This window comes from Brucella sp. TWI559 (genome assembly GCF_039674265.1).
Classification (GTDB): domain Bacteria; phylum Pseudomonadota; class Alphaproteobacteria; order Rhizobiales; family Rhizobiaceae; genus Brucella; species Brucella chromiisoli.
Genome location: NZ_JBDJNE010000013.1, coordinates 1 through 20215 on the forward strand (window position 1 = coordinate 1; position 20215 = coordinate 20215).

Sequence of the window (20215 nt, forward strand, 5' to 3'; positions counted from 1 at the left end):
TGTTAAATTTGAGGGCGACGATGCGCATGTGAATGTATCGGCTGGCCGATCGCGCTTTCGCCTGCAGGTGCTGCCGGCGTCTGACTTTCCAGAAATGTCAGCGGGAGATTTTACGCACCATTTCAGTTTAACGGGTGCGGATATGGCGGACGCTATTGCCAAGGTCAGCTTCGCGATTTCTACGGAGGAAACCCGTTATTATTTGAATGGAATTTACCTTCACAGATCAGATGACCATCTGGCCTTTGTCGCCACAGACGGCCATCGCCTGGCACTGGTCAAACTTGCGCCGCCCGAAGGCAGCGAAGGTATGCCAGGCGTTATCATTCCTCGTGCGACAGTCGGCCTGCTTAGGCATCTTGCAAGCGCGGAAGGCGACGTAGCAATCAGCCTGTCGGCGCAAAAAATCCGCTTCGAAATGCCTGGTGGCATCGTGATCACGTCAAAGCTCATCGATGGCAATTATCCAGACTATCCAAGGGTTATTCCCGCGAACAATGACAAATCTTACACGGTTGAGCGCGAGGCTCTCACCGCTGCTCTGGGACGCGTGATGACGCTTTCATCAGAGCGCGGGCGCGCCGTGAAGTTCTGCTTTAAGGCTGTGGAATTGCAGCTTGAAACAAACAACCCGGACCACGGCCAGGCACAGGATAGCATCAACATTGACAGCAGTGCGCCGGATGACTTCCAAATCGGGTTTAACGGCCGCTACTGCCTCGACATTCTTGAGGCGGTCGATTCCAAGGAACTGACCTTTGAACTCAGTGATCCCGGCTCACCCTGCAAAATCACGCCAACTGAAACCCCAGGCAGCGGCGAAAAGCCTCTTTTCGTGCTGATGCCAATGCGGGTGTGAGGGGTGACTATGGTTGATCAGAAAGCGATAGAAGCAGCAGGCAAAGTTATTTTTGGCGACATGTTTGCTGTTCCAGAAGCGGAAGATCCTGTCTGGGTTAAACAGACATGGGGTCGGGTAGAGGCTGCGCTATGCGCCGCGCTTATGCATATATCAAAGGACGCAATGGAATCCATTGCTTGCTGCCAAGTGCGTGCCAATGCACTGCATGAGGCCGCTGACTGGCATGAGCATGAAGCTGCGAGGAAGCGGACTTGCGCAGTTAAAAACAGAACACTTCGCGCACAAATTGCCACCCATTTGGTGAGTGCAGCGGCTATCCGATCTCTCATAACTGCAAATGTTGAGGCGAAACATGGCTGAGAATACTCCCCTTACTCGCTTTGATGAGTTGTTGTCAGAAGGCGAAATTTGCAAACGGTTCTCGGCCCTTCTTGGTTTGAGGGAATTGCGCCGAGCGCGCCAGAACGGCGAAATCACTTATGTATCCGGCAAGAAGGGGGCGGTGCTCTACCATCCGTCTGATGTTGCCGCCTATTTGTCGAACAAGGAAATAACATGTCAGAACGGCTCTGGGAGTACGGGGATTATTGGATTGGAACCGAGAGCAACTCCGATAACCTCTATGCCTACTGGTACAACAAGCGAAAGCGAAAAGTTGCTCGCCGATCACTTGGCACGAAAGTTCTCAGCCAAGCGCAAGACCAACTTATCGAACTCGTCGGAACCCTCCAGGCAGAAACCGGACGCTCACCAGAGCGCGTGATGATATTGGCTGCTCTTGATCATTATTATGAAAACAGTGCCAAAGCCAAACCGTCAGGCGCACAGGTATTTCATGCCATTTCTATACTGAGAGAGTTTCTGGCTGAAAAAATGCTTCCGACCGCCAGCGTGGCTTCATTCGGGCCTATCAGACAGCGTGAGTTTATGCAGTGGAGCCGCGAAAAGTTCGGACACAGCCCGGCCTATATTGCTCGTAACCTGTCGGTGGCATCGGCTGCGTTTCAGATCGGCAAGAAACTTCTGGTGGTGAAAGATAAGTTCGGCAACGATCATGAAGTACAACTGCTTGATAATGCGCCTGATGTTGTGACCCAAGCGAAGATGGTGGCCGAGCTTCTAAACCTACCCGAACCTCGCCCACGTGACTGGATTCCAACCTTTGAAGAGTTTGGTCATTTCATCAATAAGATAGGAAAGCGGCAAGAGAATCTCTTTCGCTTCGTGATCCTATCGCTCAACACATGGGCTCGACCTGAAACCAATATTGATTTTCGGGATACGCCAGAGCGGGTCAATCGGCGGTTTGGGGTGGTTGAACTTAATCCGCTTACCCGCCGACAAACCAATAAATATCGACCAAAGATACGGCTAACAGAGAATCTGCAGGGATGGCTGGATAAATGGAAGGCCGAAGAAGAATCGGAGCAGGAGAAAAGATCACCTGACGCGATCGGCGCTCCAATGATGTGGAATGGCCGGCCTGTCACGACGATGAAACGGACATTCAAACGTCACGCTGAATATTGTGAACTGCCTCAGTTCACGCAGGCCACAATTCGTCATTTCATGGCGACAATGGTTCGCCGGGAAAAGCCGCGCGTGGATAAGGAACAGCGCGATGTTTGGCTTGGTCATGACGAAGCCAGAACCGCAGATGCCTATGAAGCGTTTGATCCTGAATATCTGGCCGACGCAATGCGTGCGACGGATGCGGTCATAGAAAAACTACAAAAACATACACTGAAACCGCTATTTGCACCCAAGGTGCACCCAAGCGAACAAAAAGAAGTAAATCAGGAAGTTTAGAGTTTTGGATAAAAGCCTTGATTATCAAGGGGTTCGAATGGTGGGCGTAACAGGGATTGAACCTGTGACCCCTACAATGTCAATGTAGTGCTCTCCCGCTGAGCTATACGCCCATTCGATGTGGCGCATACACCATATCGCGTTGCGCCCGTCAATGCTCTTTTTGAAGTTTTTTGTCTTTTTCGTGAATAGTTTATCGTATGCCAGGAATGCCACAGGCAGCTCAAAAGCATTGTGCGTCCGTATGGACGCACAAACAGGCGCATTGCTTGTAAAAACCGGTTCCTGCGTTGGAATGGTTTGGTTTAGGCAGCGATCAGCATCTTTTCGATTTCGTTCACCAGATCGCGCAGATGGAATGGCTTGGAAAGCACTTTTGCGTCGCGCGGAGCGTCCGAATCGGGGTTCAATGCAACGGCAGCGAAGCCGGTGATGAACATGATCTTGAGATCCGGGTCGATTTCAGTCGCACGGCGCGCGAGCTCAATACCGTCCATTTCCGGCATGACAATATCAGTGAGCAGCAGCGAAAACGGTTCTTCGCGCAGTCTTTCATAGGCGCTTGCGCCATTGTCGAAATGGGTGACGTGATAGCCTGCTTTTTCCAGTGCTTTCACGAGGAAGCGACGCATATCATTATCGTCTTCAGCTAGCAGAATTCTTTTCATTGGTCCGTCCGAATTTCATGTCGTCCGTTCGCAAGGTGCAGCGAAGATAACGACTCATTTTGCACACTAGAAAACGCGCTTTTGGTAAATATGAAATGAATGCTCGCGCAAATGTTAATTGTTATGGCCACTGTTTGGCAACATGCTGTTATGTGTTACAGCTTTGCACGATTTAAGAGGCCAGCCAATAGGAGGAAAGGTGGTGGCTTAAAATTTGGATATTGCATCGGGCCGGACTAGAATAAGGTGCTACTTTTGGTGCAAATTGATCAGGTGGCGCGCTGTCACAAGGCAATCGAAACGGGTTGACGTATGAGTCTGGAACGCGATTTTCATCTGATCCCCCCTTTTGAGCTTTGCGCGCCTGCGCAGCAGCGCATTCCCTTTGTTTTCAATTCCCCCCATAGCGGCCGCGCCTATCCGCTCTCATTCCTTGAAGAGACGCGTCTCGACCCGCTGGCAATTCGCTATTCGGAAGACTGCTATGTGGATGAACTTTTTGCGACGGTGCCGCGCTTGGGCGCGCCTTTGCTTAAAGCACATTTTCCGCGGGCGTTTCTCGATGTAAACCGCGAGCCCTATGAGCTTGATCCGCGCATGTTCATTGAGCCGCTGCCGCCCTTCGTCAACAGCCAGTCTGCACGCGTGGCAGGCGGTTTGGGAACAGTGCCGCGTCTGGTTGGCGAGGGGCAGACCATTTATTCGGGGCGTATATCGCTGCGGGAAGCTTTTTATCGCATCGAAGATATTTATAAGCCCTATCACCGCGCACTCGATGATCTGCTGAAGTCCACCCATGAGCGTTTTGGCTATTCTGTGCTGATAGATTGCCATTCCATGCCGGGCGGTACGCGCGTGGGCGAACTAAGTGACCGTCCTGATTTCATTATTGGGGATCGTTTTGGCCGTTCATGCAGTGAGCAGCTGACGCAGGCTGCGATGGAGCTTCTTCAGGGGCTTGGCTATACGGTTGCCCATAACAAGCCCTATGCGGGCGGCTTTATCACGGAACATTATGGTCGGCCTGCCCAGTCGTGCTTTGCCCTGCAGATCGAAATCAACCGCAGCCTCTATATGAACGAGCAGAGCTTACAGAAGCTTGTTGGCTTTGACGCACTTTGCGCTGATCTCTATCAGTTTCTGAGTGACCTGACATCTTTGCCGGATGAGCTTCTGGTCATGCCGTCACTCGCAGCGGAATAGGGCTGCCAAAGACGCTGGAAACTCCAAAAGTATTGTAGATAAAAAGAGCCGCGCCCCAATGAAGAAGGCGCGGCCAAAGACTAGGGAGGAAATGCCCCGAAAGGCACCGACAGGACAGCCTGTCTGACCTTTAAGTTATGCTGAAAAGCCTGATAGGTCAAGAAATTACGCATAATTTTTGGGCTAAATCTATTTTGCTCAAATTATGTGCATTGTTGGTATGGATTGCATAGGAATGCATCACGTTATGGAAATGGGAGATTGGAATTGCTGATCGACAGGGCATTTTTTTCCGAGGTCGCAGCGGCGGCGGCAGCTGAAACCTTGCCAAGGTTTCGCAGGTTCAACGAGATCGATAATAAATACACTTCGGGATTTGATCCGGTGACGGAAGCCGACCGTTCAGCGGAGCGTGCGATTCGTGCAGTGATCGGGCGCGCGTTTCCAGAACACGGCATTCTCGGTGAAGAATACGGCCCCGAAAATATTGATCGCAGCCATGTCTGGGTTATCGATCCTGTTGATGGAACCCGTGCTTTCATTTCGGGTTTGCCCGTATGGGGAACGCTTGTAGGCCTGACTGTCGACGGCGATGCCAAGGCAGGCATGATGTCTCAGCCTTTTACGGGCGAGTTATTTTATAGCGACGGTGAAGGGTCTTATCTGGTGCGTGATGGCGTCGAGCAGCGTTTAGCTGCGCGCTCACAGGCCACTCTTGAAGATGCAACCATGTTCACGACGACACCTGCGCTCTTCAAAGGCGAATTGCGCAAAGGGTTCGATCGACTGGAAAATTCCGTGCGCCTGTCGCGATATGGCGTCGATTGCTATGCTTTCGCCATGCTTGCGGGCGGCTTCACGGATATTGTTGTTGAAGCAGGCTTGCAGCCCTATGATATTGTCGCGCTGATCCCGATCATTGAACAGGCAGGCGGTGTTGTCACGCAGCGCGATGGGGGGCCGGCAGAGAAGGGTGGCGATATTGTTGCAGCCGCATCTGTAGAGCTGCATCAGGCCGCACTGGAGCTGATCAACAGCTAAATGAGTTGAGTTGGCTCTGTGCTTGCTATTTCTGTTTCCGAGTTGCCGGGAATGAAGGCATCAAAGGCAGCCAGAGCCTGCTCACGATAGAAGTCAGCCTCCTGAAGTATCTCGTGGCGGGCACCATCGACGACCACGAGCGAAATATTGCGCGTGCGTGCTGCAAAGCGCTCAATCGCCGGTGTGGAAACCACCCGATCATGACCGGCTGCAATAATCAGAACAGGGACAGCCGGTCCCTGATAAAAATCTGGTCGGTTGATGCGCGATGCGGTTTCAAGCGCGCCTGCAATCCAGCGTATGGTCGGGCCGCCAAGCGCCAGATCGGCATGGCTACGGACAACTTCCATATTGCGCATGAAACGCGCGGGATCACTGGTCAGCGGGTTATTCGCAAAAGGCCGGTTCATCATTTTGCGCCCTGCTGCGGCATAAAGCCTGCCAAAGCCGATCATGCGCAAGGCAATGGTGATGCGGCGCATCTTGTCATCGCTTGATTGCGATCCGCCAAGTCCCATCAAGGGTGCACAAAGCACAATCCGGGTTATGCGTGATGCAAGCTTTGGGATCGACGCATAGGCAATCAGTGCACCTGCTGAATGCGCCAACATATAAAAGGGGGGTGGGCAGTCTGGCAGAACAATGTCAGTGAGAAACTGATCAAGATCATTGGTGTAATCGCTAAAGCGGCCCACATAGCCGCGAAAGCGGTCTTTGAGCAGCCTGTGCGATCCGCCTTGGCCGCGCCAGTCGAAGGTCGCGACATGGAAGCCGCGGTTTGTCAGGTCGGATATGGTTTCGAAGTATTTTTCGATAAACTCGTTGCGGCCTTGTAGCAAAACGATCGTACCACGCGATGGTTTTGTCGGTGATTTCACCAGTGCATAACGCAGACTCTTGCCGTCCCGCGTTTTGAACATGCCAGATTGTGTGCCCGCCGGTATGGGGTTGGCGTTGGTCTCAAAAAGAAAATCTGGCATTTTACTCGTGTGCCCAGGTTCGATATTCTAAGACCATTATAGCGGGCTAAACTATTACAAAAAGTAACCGGAAGCCTGAACGCAGACTTCCGGTTCAGAAAACAACCTGTGCAAGGGACGTTACCCAGGTTGAACTGTTTGATCCTTACCAGCCGCGCCCGGCGCGGCGCTCATCAAGAATGCGACCGCTGAACGCATCAACCACCACGATGACACGGCGACCGTTGGGGCGCGTGGCTTTAACGAAATAGGCGCCGCGATCTCGGCGTATATCGCCGACATCATAACCGCGGCGTTCAAGCGAGCGGGCGATGCGGCGCGGACTGATGATTTCGTGACGCATGGCTTCATCGCCCCAGCCCGGTCCGCGGCCTGGGCCTCTGTCTGGACCATCCCAACCGGGACGCGGTCCGCCGCGGGGCGGCATCGGCGGACGATAACCATCATCGTCATAGTACTGGGTCTGTATAAGCAGACCATTATTGGCTGCGTAGGACTTTGTCGCGACTCCAGTCGCGATGGTGGCGAGTGCGGCAAAAGCAAGAAGAGCTTTTTTCATAACCGTGATCCTTTGATAAACCCGCCTCTCGGCAGGCATAGTGGGACGATAGCCCCAAGCACCTGAACGCTCGCCGAAGATGATGTTCATTTTTGGTTCATGGGGTGGCAAAGACCCCAATTTGCGGCTCTCAAACGATCAGGAGTTATTACGGCAAGTGATAAGCCGTGTAATTTTATCGAATTGTCGACGAAAAGGCATTGTCGTTTTTTTGCGCGGCCTGAAAAAATCGCTCTTGAAATAAAAAAGCAGCATTCCCAAATGAGTTTTGCGGTTGCCGATAACGGGATCGCCGGCACAAAGAATTCGCCAGAATGGGAGTTCTGCCGCCAATATAGTGCATCTTTGTCGCTCTTAAGGAGGGCTTACACATGCGTCACGTTGATTTTTCGCCACTCTATCGTTCCACCGTTGGTTTTGACCGTCTCTTCTCTTCGATGCTCGATACACTCGCATCGCCAGAAGGTTCGCAGTCTTATCCGCCCTATAATATTGAGCGGACCGGTGAGAACACCTATCGCATCACCATGGCCGTTGCAGGCTTTTCGGAAAGCGAACTTGAAATTGAAGCCCATCGCAATCAGTTGACCGTCAAGGGTCAAAAGGCTGAGGACGATGCGTCTGAAACCAGTGAAGTGCTTTATCGCGGCATTGCTTCGCGTGCTTTCGAACGCCGCTTCCAGCTTGCAGACTTTGTTGAAGTAGCCGGTGCAAGCCTTAAAAATGGCTTGCTCCATATTGATCTTAAGCGCGAAATTCCCGAACAGATGAAGCCGCGCAAGATAGAAGTCAGCAAAGCGCCAGTCGGCGATGCGCAGCAGATTGAGACGAAAACCGCTCACTAAACTCTGCTGATATTCATTTATAAGGAAAGCGGCGCCATGTGCGCCGCTTTTTCATTGTTAAGCAATCAGCTTGCCGAACTGATCGACTTCTTCTTCTGTATTGGCAAAGCTTGTCACGAAACGCGCGAAAATCTCGCCTTCACTGATGCGGTTGACTTCAGAATGTGGTGGATTCCAGTCGTAGAAAATTGCGCCAGCTTCCCGCAGGCGATCATAGACCGACTGTTTCATGATCGCGAAAACTTCATTGGCTTCCGGCTTCCATGCAAGACGCATCTGACTGGATACATCGATATGACGGGCAAGGCGCGCAGAAAGCGCATTTGAGTGCTTCGCGAGTTCGATCCAGAGATCATCTGCAAGATAGGCATCAAACTGCGCTGCGATGAAGCGCGTCTTTGAGAAAAGCTGGGCTGCGCGTTTGCGGATGAAAGGCAGGTCGCGTGCGCGGGCCGGGTCCATGAAGACAAGCGCTTCCGCACACCAGCAACCATTCTTGGTGCCGCCAAAGGATACGATGTCGATGCCCTGTTTCCATGTCATTTCGGCAGGCGTCATATCCAGCGACACAAGAGCGTTGGCAAAACGTGCACCGTCCATATGCAGCGGCAGACCCGCATCGCGGCAAATTTTTGAGATCGTCGCAATATGTTCAGGCTGATAAAGCGTGCCGACTTCTGTAGCCTGTGTGATGCTGACTGCCATTGGCTGGCCTGCATGGACAAAGGCAGGATTAAAGCGCTTGAGTTCGCGCTTGAGCAGTTCAGGATCGATACGACCCATTGCCCCGTCAATCGGATGCAGGCGCGCGCCGCCGGTGAAATATTCCGGCGCACCGCATTCATCTTCGATCACATGCGCTTCGCGATGCACGAGGGAAACGCCACCGGGACGGTTGACGCTGGCGAGGGCCAAAGAGTTGGCCGCAGTGCCTGTGCCGACAAAGAACACTGCGACTTCGCGTTCGAACAACTCGTTGAAACGCTGCTCCACGCGTTTGTCGATTTCGCTTGCACCATAGGCAGCAGCAAAACCATTGGCATGCAGCGAAAGGCTTTCAGCGATCTTCGGATGGGCACCAGCCCAATTGTCGGAAGCAAAATGCACGTTGTTCTCCGCTCACAATATGATCATCTATGGGAGGTATATAGACACAACGGGTTACCGGCGTAAGACCAGTATGCGCGAAAAAGCAGTCGGCCGCTGCCACTTTTAGAAGCTTTTACTGCGTGCTGCGAGGCGCGCCAAACTGACGCAATCAGTCTTTTGCGCAACTAAATGTTTGTCGAACACGTTTCTGCGACATTTTGTTTCGCAATAAGCTCAAAAAAAATCAAGTTTCCATCTTGTGAGCGAATTTGAATTCTGTCATACGTAATTAGGACAGCAATGCTGACTAATTGTTCGGCGCTGTCCAATTCAACACTGTGATAGGCTGGTGTCTCGCTGGGACATTTTCTTGTCGCAGAAAGAGAGTGTCGTGCAATCGGACAAACCGGCAGTAGCGGCATTCAATTAAGACAGGGGAGTTTGGTGCGCCGTTCTGGCGGGCTGAGGTCGCTTGTCCGAGCCTGAAAGACTAAGGCGCTTAAACAATATTCCCCCGCGGCGGCTTTGACCGTACGCCCCCGGAACGTCGTCCAACGCCTTTTCGACAAGGCTCCCATACATCTAAACTAAAGCGTATGCCGGAAAACGTGAAACGGTTTTCGGATCAGACGCGCCTCGTAATCAGTTGCGGAACGAATAGTCGTTCCGGTTCATTATCGTAACGCGCGCAGGGTTGTGCGCTCTTTGGAGGAAATGACGATGCCGCATTTGACGCCATCTGTATCGCATGTGGATTTACACAACGGTCAGAACGGAACGGTCAAAGCTGCGACCAATTCCACCAATGCCACCCGAAAAATGCGAACTTCGGCGGGTACACCGCCCGCCCAAGGCCTCTATGATCCGCGCAATGAACGCGACGCCTGTGGCGTTGGCTTTATTGCGCATATGAAGGGCCAGAAGTCGCATCAGGTCGTCGAAAACGGCCTCAAGATGCTTGAAAACCTCACCCATCGCGGAGCCGTTGGCGCCGACCCTCTGATGGGGGATGGTGCAGGCATTCTGGTGCAGATTCCAGATCGCTTCTTTCGTGAAGAATTGGCGCGTCAGGGTATCGATCTGCCGCAGCCCGGTCATTATGCTGTCGGCTATCTGTTCATGCCGCGCGACGCTGAATTGCGTGCGCATATTGAAGAAGTCGTCAAGGAAGTGATTGGCTCGGAAGGTCAAACCTTCATCGGCTTTCGTCAGGTGCCGGTTGATAATTCTTCGCTGTCCAAAGCCCCTGAAATTGCCGCGACTGAACCTTTCCACGTTCAGGTTTTCATCGGCCGTAGCGCAATCATTGAAAGCGACGATGAATTTGAGCGCCGCCTGTTCGTGCTGCGCAAGGTCATTTCCAATCGCATTTATCAAGAAAACGACGGCGACGATAAGGGCTTCTATATTGTCTCCATGTCGGCGCGCACCGTCGTTTATAAGGGCATGTTCCTGGCCTATCAGGTGGGTGCCTATTACAACGATCTGAAAGATCCGCGTTTTGAAAGTGCTGTGGCGCTCGTTCATCAGCGCTTTTCAACCAACACTTTCCCGTCATGGCGTCTGGCCCATCCTTATCGCATGGTCGCTCATAACGGCGAAATCAACACGCTGCGCGGCAACGTCAACTGGATGGCTGCCCGTCAGGCATCTGTGGATTCGGAGCTGTTTGGCAACGACATTTCCAAGCTCTGGCCGATCTCTTATGAAGGCCAGTCGGATACGGCCTGTTTCGATAACGCGCTCGAATTCCTGCATCAGGGTGGCTACAGCCTCGCACATGCGATGATGATGCTGATCCCGGAAGCATGGTCGGGCAACAAGCTGATGTCGGAAGAGCGCCGTGCGTTCTACGAATATCATGCAGCTCTCATGGAGCCATGGGATGGTCCTGCCGCCGTTGCCTTTACTGATGGTCGGCAGATTGGTGCAACGCTCGACCGTAACGGTCTGCGTCCGGCCCGTTATATTGTGACAGACGATGATTTCGTCATTCTGGCTTCCGAAGCGGGCGTTTTGCCTGTCGAGGAAAAAAAGGTCGTCAAGAAGTGGCGTCTTCAGCCGGGTCGTATGCTGCTTATCGATATGGAAGAAGGCCGCATCGTTTCAGATGAGGAAATCAAGTCGCAGATCGCGCAGAAGCATCCCTATAAGCAGTGGTTGGCAAACACGCAGCTCATTCTGGAAGACTTGAATCCGGTCGAACCACGTGCGCTGCGCAAAGATGTGAGTCTTCTCGACCGTCAGCAGTCCTTCGGTTACACGCAGGAAGATACCAAACTTTTGATGTCGCCAATGGCCACCACCGGTCAGGAAGCCATCGGTTCGATGGGGACGGATACGCCGATTTCGGCGATGTCTGACAAGGCGAAGCTGCTCTATACCTATTTCAAGCAGAACTTCGCGCAGGTCACCAATCCGCCGATTGATCCGATCCGTGAAGAGCTGGTGATGAGCCTTGTCTCTTTCATCGGTCCGCGCCCGAACATTTTTGACCTGGTTGGCACCTCGCGCCGCAAGCGTCTGGAAGTGCGTCAGCCGATCCTGACCAATGGCGATCTCGAAAAAATCCGTTCCATTGGTCACACGGAAGACCGTTTTGACACCAAGACGCTCGATATTACCTATAATGTCGGTGAAGGCGCGGCGGGTATGCATGGTGCGATTGAGCGTCTGTGCGACCGTGCGGAAGCAGCGGTTCATGGCGGCTATAACATCGTTATCCTGTCGGACCGTCAGGTTGGGCCGGATCGCATTCCGATCCCGGCGCTCTTGGCAACGGCTGCTGTCCACCATCACCTGATCCGCAAGGGTCTGCGGACTTCGGTCGGTCTGGTTGTTGAATCGGGTGAGCCGCGCGAAGTGCATCACTTCGCTTGTCTTGCCGGTTATGGCGCGGAAGCAATCAATCCGTATCTCGCCTTTGATACGTTGCTCGACATGCATCGCCGCCGCGAGTTCCCGCCCGAAGTCGATGAACATGAAGTGGTCAAGCGCTACATCAAGTCGATTGGCAAGGGCATTCTCAAAGTCATGTCCAAGATGGGCATTTCGACCTATCAGTCCTATTGCGGTGCGCAGATTTTCGATGCTGTTGGCTTGCAGACGAGCTTTGTCGATCAGTTCTTCTTCGGCACAGCAACGAGCATCGAAGGCGTTGGTCTTGAACAGATTGCGGAAGAAACCGTGCGTCGTCACACCGATGCGTTCGGCAACGACCCGGTTCTGCTGACAGCACTCGAAGTCGGTGGCGAATATGCCTACCGTATGCGTGGTGAAGCACATCTCTGGTCGCCGGATGCGGTTGCGAAATTGCAGCACGCCGTGCGCACCTCGAACCCGGATACGTTCACAGAATACACGTCCATGCTCGACTCGAAGGCGGCACAGGCAAAGACCATTCGCGGCCTGTTCGATATTCGTTTTGCAGAAGCAAGTGGCCGCAAGCCGGTCGCCATCGAAGAGGTTGAGTCCGCAGCCGACATCGTCAAGCGCTTCTCGACGGGTGCGATGTCGTTTGGCTCGATCTCGCGTGAAGCCCATACGACGCTTGCACGTGCGATGAACGCCATTGGCGGCAAGTCGAACACGGGTGAGGGCGGTGAGGAGCCGGATCGTTTCTATCCTCTGCCGGATGGTACGCCAAACCCTGAACGCTCTGCGATCAAGCAGGTGGCATCGGGCCGCTTCGGTGTGACGACCGAATATCTGGTCAACTCCGATCTTATCCAGATCAAGGTTGCGCAGGGTGCAAAGCCGGGTGAGGGCGGCCAGCTGCCGGGCCATAAAGTTGATGCAACCATTGCCAAGACGCGTCACTCGACGCCCGGCGTTGGCCTCATTTCGCCTCCGCCACACCATGACATTTATTCGATCGAAGATCTGGCGCAGCTGATCTATGATCTCAAAAACGTCAACCCAACCGCCGATATTTCGGTCAAGCTGGTGTCGGAAGTGGGTGTCGGTACGGTTGCGGCCGGTGTAGCCAAGGCGCGCGCCGATCACATCACCATTTCGGGCTATGATGGTGGCACCGGTGCATCGCCGCTGACATCGCTCAAGCATGCCGGTTCGCCATGGGAAATCGGCCTTGCCGAAACCCACCAGACGCTGGTGCTCAATGGTCTTCGTTCGCGCATTGCGCTGCAGGTTGATGGTGGTCTTCGCACTGGTCGTGATGTCATCATCGGGGCGCTGCTCGGTGCTGACGAGTTCGGTTTCTCAACCGCTCCGCTGATTGCCGCTGGCTGCATTATGATGCGCAAGTGCCATCTCAACACCTGCCCTGTTGGCGTTGCCACACAGGACCCTGTTCTGCGCAAGCGCTTCAAGGGCACGCCTGAGCATGTGATTAACTTCTTCTTCTATCTCGCAGAAGAAGTGCGCGCATTGCTGGCAGCCATGGGCTTCACCAAGCTTGAGCAGATTATCGGCGAAACCGATCTTCTCGAAAAGCAGACCATGATTGATCACTGGAAGGCCAAAGGCCTCGACTTCAGCCGTATCTTCTACAAGCCGGAAGCCGAGAAGCACGAGATCTTCTGGACCGAGCGTCAGCATCATCCGATTGAAGATGTTCTGGATCGCCAGTTGATTGCCGAAGCCATGCCAGCGCTGGAAAACAAGACGCCGGTCAAGATTGATGTCGCCATCAAGAACGTCGACCGTTCGGCAGGTGCAATGCTTTCGGGCGAAGTGGCCAAGCGCTTCCGTCATAAGGGTCTGCCAGAAGACACCATTGCCGTTACCCTGCGCGGTACGGCTGGCCAGTCTTTCGGTGCGTTCCTTGCCCGCGGTATCTCGTTTGAACTCATTGGTGATGGCAACGACTACATCGGCAAGGGTCTTTCGGGTGGTCGCATTGTCATACGTCCACCGGAAGACACGCGGATCGTGGCTGAAAACTCGATCATCGCAGGCAATACCGTGCTTTACGGAGCGCTTGAAGGCGAGTGCTATTTCCGTGGTGTGGCTGGCGAGCGTTTCGCCGTGCGTAACTCGGGCGCGGTCACGGTTGTCGAAGGTGTGGGTGACCACGGCTGCGAATATATGACGGGTGGTGTGGTTGTCGTTATCGGGCAGACTGGCCGTAACTTTGCAGCCGGTATGTCGGGCGGCGTTGCCTATGTGCTTGATGAAGAAGGTGACTTCGCACAGCGCTGCAACATGGCGATGGTCGAGCTGGAACCGGTGCCGGAAGAAGATGACATGCTTGAAAAGCTGCATCATCACGGTGGCGATCTGATGCACAAGGGCCGTGTCGATGTATCGGCAAACATGACGCGCCACGACGAAGAACGTCTGGTGCAGCTGATTGCCAACCATCTGCATTACACTGGTTCCACGCGTGCCAAGGATATTCTCGATAATTGGGAGAGCTATCGCCCGAAATTCGTGAAGGTCATGCCGGTCGAATATCGCCGCGCTCTGGAAGAGATGGAACGTATGCAGATCGGCGTTGCAGCTGAGTAAAAGTCAAAATCACGACGCGGTGCTTGTGCGCCTGAAATGGCGCACGGCATTGTGAGAGGAGCATGGAATAATGGGTAAGGTTACTGGTTTTCTTGAGATCGACCGGCAGGTAGCAAAGTATCAGCCTGCATCGGATCGTATTCGTCACTTCCGTGAATTCACGCTGCCGATGACGGATGGTGAGGTGCAAAAGCAGGCGGCACGCTGCATGGATTGCGGCATTCCATTCTGCCATGGTGACACGGGTTGTCCTGTTCACAACCAGATCCCGGACTGGAACGATCTCGTCTATAACAACAACTGGGATCAGGCGATCCGCAACCTGCATCTGACCAACAACTTCCCCGAGTTTACCGGTCGGGTGTGTCCGGCACCTTGCGAGGAAGCCTGCACATTAAACCTTGAAGACGCGCCTGTTGCGATCAAGACTGTTGAACAGGCACTGGGCGACAAGGCCTATGAGCTTGGCTATATCGTGCCGCAGCCAGCAGCGCAGAAGACCGGCAAGTCGGTGGCGATTATCGGTTCTGGTCCGGCAGGTCTTGCGGCTGCACAGCAGCTTGCACGCGCAGGTCACATGGTCGATGTGTATGAACGCGAAAGCCGTCCGGGTGGTCTGCTGCGCTATGGCATTCCCGACTTCAAGATGGAAAAGCACCTGATCGACCGTCGCGTTGCGCAGATGGAAGGCGAAGGCGTCCGCTTTCTTTGCGGCGTGAATATCGGTGTCGACAAGCCGCTGCGCGGTCTGCTCGATACCTATGACGCCGTGCTTTATTCGGGCGGTTCGGAGAAGCCGCGTCCAGCTGGTATTCCGGGTGCAGACCTTGAAGGCGTGCATGATGCCATGCCTTATCTCGTGCAGCAGAACCGTCGCGTTGGCCGCGAAAATATTGAATCGGTCGCCTGGCACGAAGCGCCTATCCTAGCCGGAGGCAAGCATATCGTCGTCGTCGGCGGTGGTGATACGGCGTCCGACTGCGTTGGTACGGCTTTCCGTCAGGGCGCGGTCAATGTCACGCAGCTTGATATTCGTCCGCAGCCGCCTGAACGAGAAGACAAGCTCAGCGTCTGGCCTTATTGGGCAACCAAGATGCGCACATCTTCCAGTCGGGCTGAAGGTGCTAATCGCGAGTTTCAGGTGGCAACGCTCGAATTTATCGGCGAAGATGGCAAGCTCACTCATGTGAAGTGCTGTCAGGTTGATGAAAAGCGCAAGCCGATTGCGGGCTCCGAGTTCTTCATCAAGGCTGATCTTGCTTTCATCGCCATTGGCTTCTTTGGTCCGGCTGAAAACAGTGTGCTCAAGGAACTGGGAGACAAGCTCGAAATCGCAACGGATCGTCGCGGCGGAACCTCTGTGAAGGCTAACACGCGCGATTATCGCACCAATGTCGATAAGTTCTATGCAGCAGGCGATGTGCGCCGCGGCCAGTCGCTGGTTGTCTGGGCCATACGTGAAGGCCGTCAGGCCGCTCATGCAATCGATGCGGATTTGATGGGGTCGTCAGTTTTACCGCGTTAATTCGAACCGCATTCCAATGAAAAGCCCGGCTTGAAGCCGGGCTTTTTTATCTTTGTGTTAGCTCTTCTGGCGGTCTTTGCGAATTACCAGATAGATTATGCCCAAGAGCACAAACCAAACAGGTGTTATTTTCAGAGCAACCGCCGTATCCGGTTCCTGTGCCAGCGCCCAGAGAATGAAGGCAAAGAAGGCAAAGACCATGGCAACGGCAGCGCGGCCGCCCGGCATTTTGAATGTTGACTTTTCATGCAGATCAGGACGCTTACGGCGATACTGAAGATAAGAAGCCAGAATAATTGACCAGATGAAGATGAAGAGAAGCGCTGAAATCGTCGTGACGATGGTAAAGGCTTCGATGATGCTCTGGCCTGCATAAAGCAGCACAACGCCTGCAAGAAGGAAGATGCAGGAGAAGAATAGCGCATTCACGGGCACTTTACGGCTGTTCAGCTTGCCGAGCGTCTGCGGGGCGAGACGCGATGTTGCAAGACCATAGATCATACGCGATGTCGAATAGATGCCGGAATTGGCGCTCGATGTTGCAGACGTCAGCACCACGAAGTTCACAACATGAGCGGCAATGCCAAGGCCGGCCAGCGAGAACATAGCCACAAACGGGCTTGAGCCTGGATCAACCTGATCCCATGGAATAACTGTGATAATCACGAACAGCGCACCGACGTAGAAAAGCACAACACGGATCGGAATCGAGTTGATGGCCTTTGGCAGATTGCGCATTGGGTTCTCGGTTTCAGCGGCAGCTGTACCAACAAGCTCGATACCCACGAAAGCGAAAACCGCAATCTGGAAGCCAGCCACAAAGCCAAAGAAACCTTTTGGGAAGAAGCCGCCATTGGCCCAGAGATGCGTGACCGAAGCCTGCGTGCCGTTCGGCAGCGTGAAATTCGTGATCAGCATATAGGCGCCTGCCAAAATAAGGGCGACGATTGCCACGATCTTGATCAGCGCAAACCAGAACTCGATTTCACCGAAGTTGCGCACATTTGGCAGGTTCAGCAGCAGCAAGACACCAATTAGGCCAAGTGCGGGAATCCACAGAGCCAGATCGGGATACCAGAACGAGACATAGCCCGAGACGGCCACAACATCGGCAATGCCGGTTACAATCCAGCAGAGCCAGTAGGTCCAGCCGGTGAAGAACTGTGCCCATGGGCCGAGATAGTCGCCTGCGAAATCAGCGAATGAACGATATTCGAGATTGGACAGAAGGATTTCACCCAGTGCACGCATCACGAAAAACAGCATGAAGCCGATGATTGCATAAACCAGCAGAATAGATGGTCCGGCGAGCGAGATCGTCTTCCCTGACCCCATGAAAAGGCCCGTGCCGATCGCACCGCCAATGGCGATCAGCTGGAGATGTCGGTTGGACAGGTTGCGTGCAAGATGGGGTTCCTCCTCCCGGTTGTTCTCAACGGGAGGCTTCGATGCAATATTCATTCAGATGCCTCTTATGCAATATAGACGCATGCGCCCAACGTTTTGTCAGGCCGCGTGCATTTGTGATAAACGAGGCCGTCTCAAAAGTGAACTCTGTGAAATTCAACATTTAGGCTTAGAAGTACCGTATATTTCACGGCTTTTCAGCAATATTCCTTTTTGATAGGCATTAACTAAGTTGCGTAATCAGGGATTTACGCTAGTGCGCGGCCACGAAAAATCATCGGCTCTTCCCGGCATGGATTTTTGTTCTTTTGCCGACTTTTCTTTATTCGTCTTGTGAGGGGCCAGCGTTCCACCCAGCAAGATACCGCTTTTGTCATGGTCGATATCGCGCAGACTCACCGGCGCGATGCGATCGACCGGCTTGGAAGGGTCTTGTTTTTCCGCAGTTGGCAGCAATTGCTGATTGTCGCGATTGTCACCGAACAGCGCTTTGAGAGGTTTCTCTGCATAGAAAGCGAGCTTGCGCTTGCCTGCCGTGGTGGTGTTGATACCATCATTGCTGCGCAAACGCGCCGTTTGGCCATTAATGTCGAAGCCGGTCTGGCTAAAATTGCCATCCTCATCCACGAAGCCATCCCATACGTCGATAAATTTTCCGCCAGCCCCTTCGGAGGTGGTGCGATAGATCTCATTGAGGGCAAGCATATCCTGCGACATGCCACGGGGGCGAAACGGCGGTTGTCCGACCCAGATCAGCGGATAGTTCTTGTCTGTGATCTGCTTTGTGAAACTGGAAAGGCGGCTTTGATATTCCGCTGTCCACTCGGGTGAGCGCGGGGCAAGATTCTGGCCTTTCGTTGTGATTGCCTGTCGGTCGTTTGAGCCGATCATGGCGACCACCGCATCGGGCTTTTCTTCTTCGAGAATGGTGCCGATATTGGCGGGCCAGTCGAAATGGTCGTCGCGCACAAAGCCGGAGGAGCCATTGATACGCGTTACAATCCGTATGTCTGGATCGTCTGCAAAGGCCACATCAAGCCCTTCTGCAAGACCATTAGCGATAAAGTCACCAACCACGAGGACTCTTTTAGCATCGGGCTTTTTTTCGACGAAATTCACTTCAGGCTGAGGTGCAGGCGCTGGGGCAGGGCGGGTTGCGGAACTTGCAGGCTTCGGCGCTCGCTTCGGTTTTACCGGACGCGTGCGCTTGGGTTTGGGCTGTTCAATTTGTTGCTGGGGCTGTGCCTTTTTTGATCCAAACAGCAGGTCGAAAATCGTGCGTGGGCGTTCCTGTGCCGATGCATGAGAAAGGGCTGTCAGCACCATCGAAAAGGCAATGAACAGCGTCGCCACGATGTTGCCAATCGAATATTTGAACCGTTGTGGCTGCATTGGCCTTACCTTCCTGCTTGCGGAATAGTAGCGTCCTTTGCCAGAAAGAAAAAGGAGCGTACACCAATGTACGCTCCCTTGCTTTAACGCGGCTTTTAGCGGCGGCGGAGAACCGAAAGCACTTCAGCGCTTGGATGTCCGTCTGGCTGTAGGCCATTGCGCTGCTGGAAAGCTTCAATCGCTTTGCGCGATGTTGAGCCGATTTTACCGTCAATCTTGCCATCGTAATAGCCGAGCGCCTTGAGATGCGTCTGCAATTCTTCACGCTCGTTCATGGTGATTGGCGTGAAAGGACGGTTCCAGTCCTGGCGAAGGCCTTGATAACCGCCAATACGATCCGCGAGCAGGCCAACGGCCAGCGCATATTTATCAGCATTGTTATAGCGCTTGATGACGAAGAAGTTCTTGCCCATCAGGAAGGCTGGACCCTGACGGCCATCGGGGACCTTCAACGTGACTTTTTCATTGGCATCGGGGAAGGGGCGGCCATTGGCGCGAACGACGCCAAGCCTCTGCCATTCAGCGGCGCTGAGAGAGCCGGATGGGAATTTGCGCCCTGCCGGAAGCACGACTTCATAGCCCCAGGTACGCCCCGGCTGCCAGCCATTGCGATGTAAAAGATTGGCAGCGGTGCCAAGCGCATCGGGAACTGAATTCCAAATGTCACGCTTGCCATTGCCATCAATATCAACTGCATAGGCCTGATAGCTGGTCGGAATGAACTGCGTGTGACCCATTGCACCCGCCCATGAGCCGGTCAGGTGGCCGCGATCAATATCGCCTGTCTGGAGAATTTTCATCGCGGCGATCAGCTGCGTGCGGGCAAATTTGGCGCGGCGCTGATCGGCATAGGCAAGCGTTGCCAGTGAACGGATCGTATCCATCATCACATCGTCGCGCTTGAGAATTTCACCGTAATTGCTTTCCATTGACCAGATAGCAAGCAGGATGTTGCGATCAACCGAGAAACGCTGTTCGATGCGCTGAAGCCACGGACCCCATTTTTTCGCCATGCTCTGGCCCACAGCCACGGAATGCTCATTCACGCGGTTGTCGATATAGCTCCAGACAGGTTCGTTGAATTCAGGCTGAAAGCGGGCTTTGCGCAGCACTTCGGGATCAGGTGAATCGACGCCTCTGAACGCGCGGTCGAAGATCGACGGCGATACGCCGCTCTGAACCGCGGTGGTGCGGAAACCAGAAACCCATTTTCTGAAATTGGCATCGGCGAAAGCGCTGCCTGTTGTCAGCGCAGACGCAAGCATTGCAACCGCAACGGTTGCCGTAATCCTGGCGCGCATTCCTCGTCCCAGAGTGAATGGAAATCGCAGCATTCTGTGTTTCCCTTCTGCAATCATATTGC

15 protein-coding genes and 1 tRNA gene are annotated in these 20215 nt (G+C 53.7%); 8 read left to right on the forward strand and 8 right to left on the reverse strand.

The window, feature by feature from the left end:
• The 3 genes from dnaN to ABE530_RS14845 form a co-directional block, all read left to right on the forward strand.
• Window positions 1-859 (forward strand): DNA polymerase III subunit beta (gene dnaN / locus ABE530_RS14835; protein ID WP_499695019.1); only part of this gene is annotated, 859 nt, incomplete at its 5' end.
• Window positions 860-868: 9 nt separating this feature from the next.
• Window positions 869-1222, forward strand: coding sequence for a hypothetical protein (locus ABE530_RS14840; protein WP_499695020.1), 354 nt, complete (start codon window positions 869-871; stop codon window positions 1220-1222).
• A gap of 195 nt (window positions 1223-1417) precedes the next feature.
• Entirely contained in the window at window positions 1418-2671 is a 1254-nt protein-coding gene (locus tag ABE530_RS14845; protein WP_499695021.1) for a site-specific integrase, read from the forward strand.
• A gap of 38 nt (window positions 2672-2709) precedes the next feature.
• Here ABE530_RS14845 and ABE530_RS14850 read toward each other — a convergent pair.
• Together ABE530_RS14850 and cpdR are read right to left on the reverse strand one after the other, a co-directional pair.
• Window positions 2710-2784: transfer RNA gene (locus tag ABE530_RS14850), tRNA-Val, on the reverse strand.
• A 192-nt stretch (window positions 2785-2976) separates the two neighbouring features.
• Window positions 2977-3339, reverse strand: coding sequence for a cell cycle two-component system response regulator CpdR (gene cpdR, locus ABE530_RS14855; protein WP_007877205.1), 363 nt, complete (start codon window positions 3337-3339; stop codon window positions 2977-2979).
• A gap of 312 nt (window positions 3340-3651) precedes the next feature.
• Between cpdR and ABE530_RS14860 the strand changes: the two genes are divergently transcribed.
• The gene (locus tag ABE530_RS14860; RefSeq protein ID WP_265986770.1) at window positions 3652-4542 is read left to right on the forward strand and encodes an N-formylglutamate amidohydrolase; all 891 of its coding nucleotides are present in this window, start codon (window positions 3652-3654) and stop codon (window positions 4540-4542) included.
• 267 nt (window positions 4543-4809) lie between these two features.
• A complete protein-coding gene (gene hisN, locus ABE530_RS14865) occupies window positions 4810-5583 on the forward strand; it encodes a histidinol-phosphatase (protein ID WP_499695022.1) in 774 nt (257 codons plus the stop codon).
• On the opposite strand, the gene ABE530_RS14870 is transcribed toward hisN, so the two are convergent.
• The gene (locus ABE530_RS14870) at window positions 5580-6563 is read right to left on the reverse strand and encodes an alpha/beta fold hydrolase (protein WP_499695023.1); all 984 of its coding nucleotides are present in this window, start codon (window positions 6561-6563) and stop codon (window positions 5580-5582) included. The two genes, hisN and ABE530_RS14870, sit on opposite strands and share 4 nt — an antisense overlap.
• Window positions 6564-6708: 145 nt before the next feature.
• Window positions 6709-7122 (reverse strand): antifreeze protein, encoded by a 414-nt coding sequence (locus ABE530_RS14875; RefSeq protein WP_499695024.1) that lies wholly within the window; start codon window positions 7120-7122, stop codon window positions 6709-6711.
• Window positions 7123-7493: 371 nt separating this feature from the next.
• On the opposite strand from ABE530_RS14875, the gene ABE530_RS14880 reads away from it, so the two are divergent.
• Window positions 7494-7967, forward strand: a complete 474-nt coding sequence (locus ABE530_RS14880; protein WP_265986774.1) for an Hsp20 family protein — start codon at window positions 7494-7496, stop codon at window positions 7965-7967.
• 57 nt (window positions 7968-8024) lie between these two features.
• Here ABE530_RS14880 and ABE530_RS14885 read toward each other — a convergent pair whose 3' ends face one another.
• On the reverse strand, window positions 8025-9074 hold the full coding sequence (locus tag ABE530_RS14885) for a threonine aldolase family protein (protein WP_499695025.1): 1050 nt from the start codon (window positions 9072-9074) through the stop codon (window positions 8025-8027).
• 702 nt (window positions 9075-9776) lie between these two features.
• Here ABE530_RS14885 and gltB point away from each other — a divergent pair.
• Window positions 9777-14528, forward strand: a complete 4752-nt coding sequence (gltB, locus tag ABE530_RS14890; protein ID WP_499695026.1) for a glutamate synthase large subunit — start codon at window positions 9777-9779, stop codon at window positions 14526-14528.
• A 70-nt stretch (window positions 14529-14598) separates the two neighbouring features.
• Window positions 14599-16053 (forward strand): glutamate synthase subunit beta, encoded by a 1455-nt coding sequence (locus ABE530_RS14895; RefSeq protein ID WP_499695027.1) that lies wholly within the window; start codon window positions 14599-14601, stop codon window positions 16051-16053.
• 57 nt (window positions 16054-16110) lie between these two features.
• Here the strand turns inward: ABE530_RS14895 and ABE530_RS14900 are convergent, their stop codons facing one another.
• The 3 genes from ABE530_RS14900 to ABE530_RS14910 all read right to left on the reverse strand — a co-directional run bounded on the left by ABE530_RS14900 (window position 16111) and on the right by ABE530_RS14910 (window position 20186).
• Window positions 16111-17514, reverse strand: a complete 1404-nt coding sequence (locus ABE530_RS14900) for an amino acid permease (protein WP_499695028.1) — start codon at window positions 17512-17514, stop codon at window positions 16111-16113.
• A gap of 186 nt (window positions 17515-17700) precedes the next feature.
• Window positions 17701-18852: an SGNH/GDSL hydrolase family protein gene (locus ABE530_RS14905; protein WP_499695029.1), complete on the reverse strand. Its 1152-nt coding sequence runs from the start codon at window positions 18850-18852 to the stop codon at window positions 17701-17703.
• Between the two features lie 95 nt (window positions 18853-18947).
• Entirely contained in the window at window positions 18948-20186 is a 1239-nt protein-coding gene (locus ABE530_RS14910) for a lytic murein transglycosylase (protein ID WP_499695030.1), read from the reverse strand.
• Between the last annotated feature and the right edge of the window lie 29 nt (window positions 20187-20215).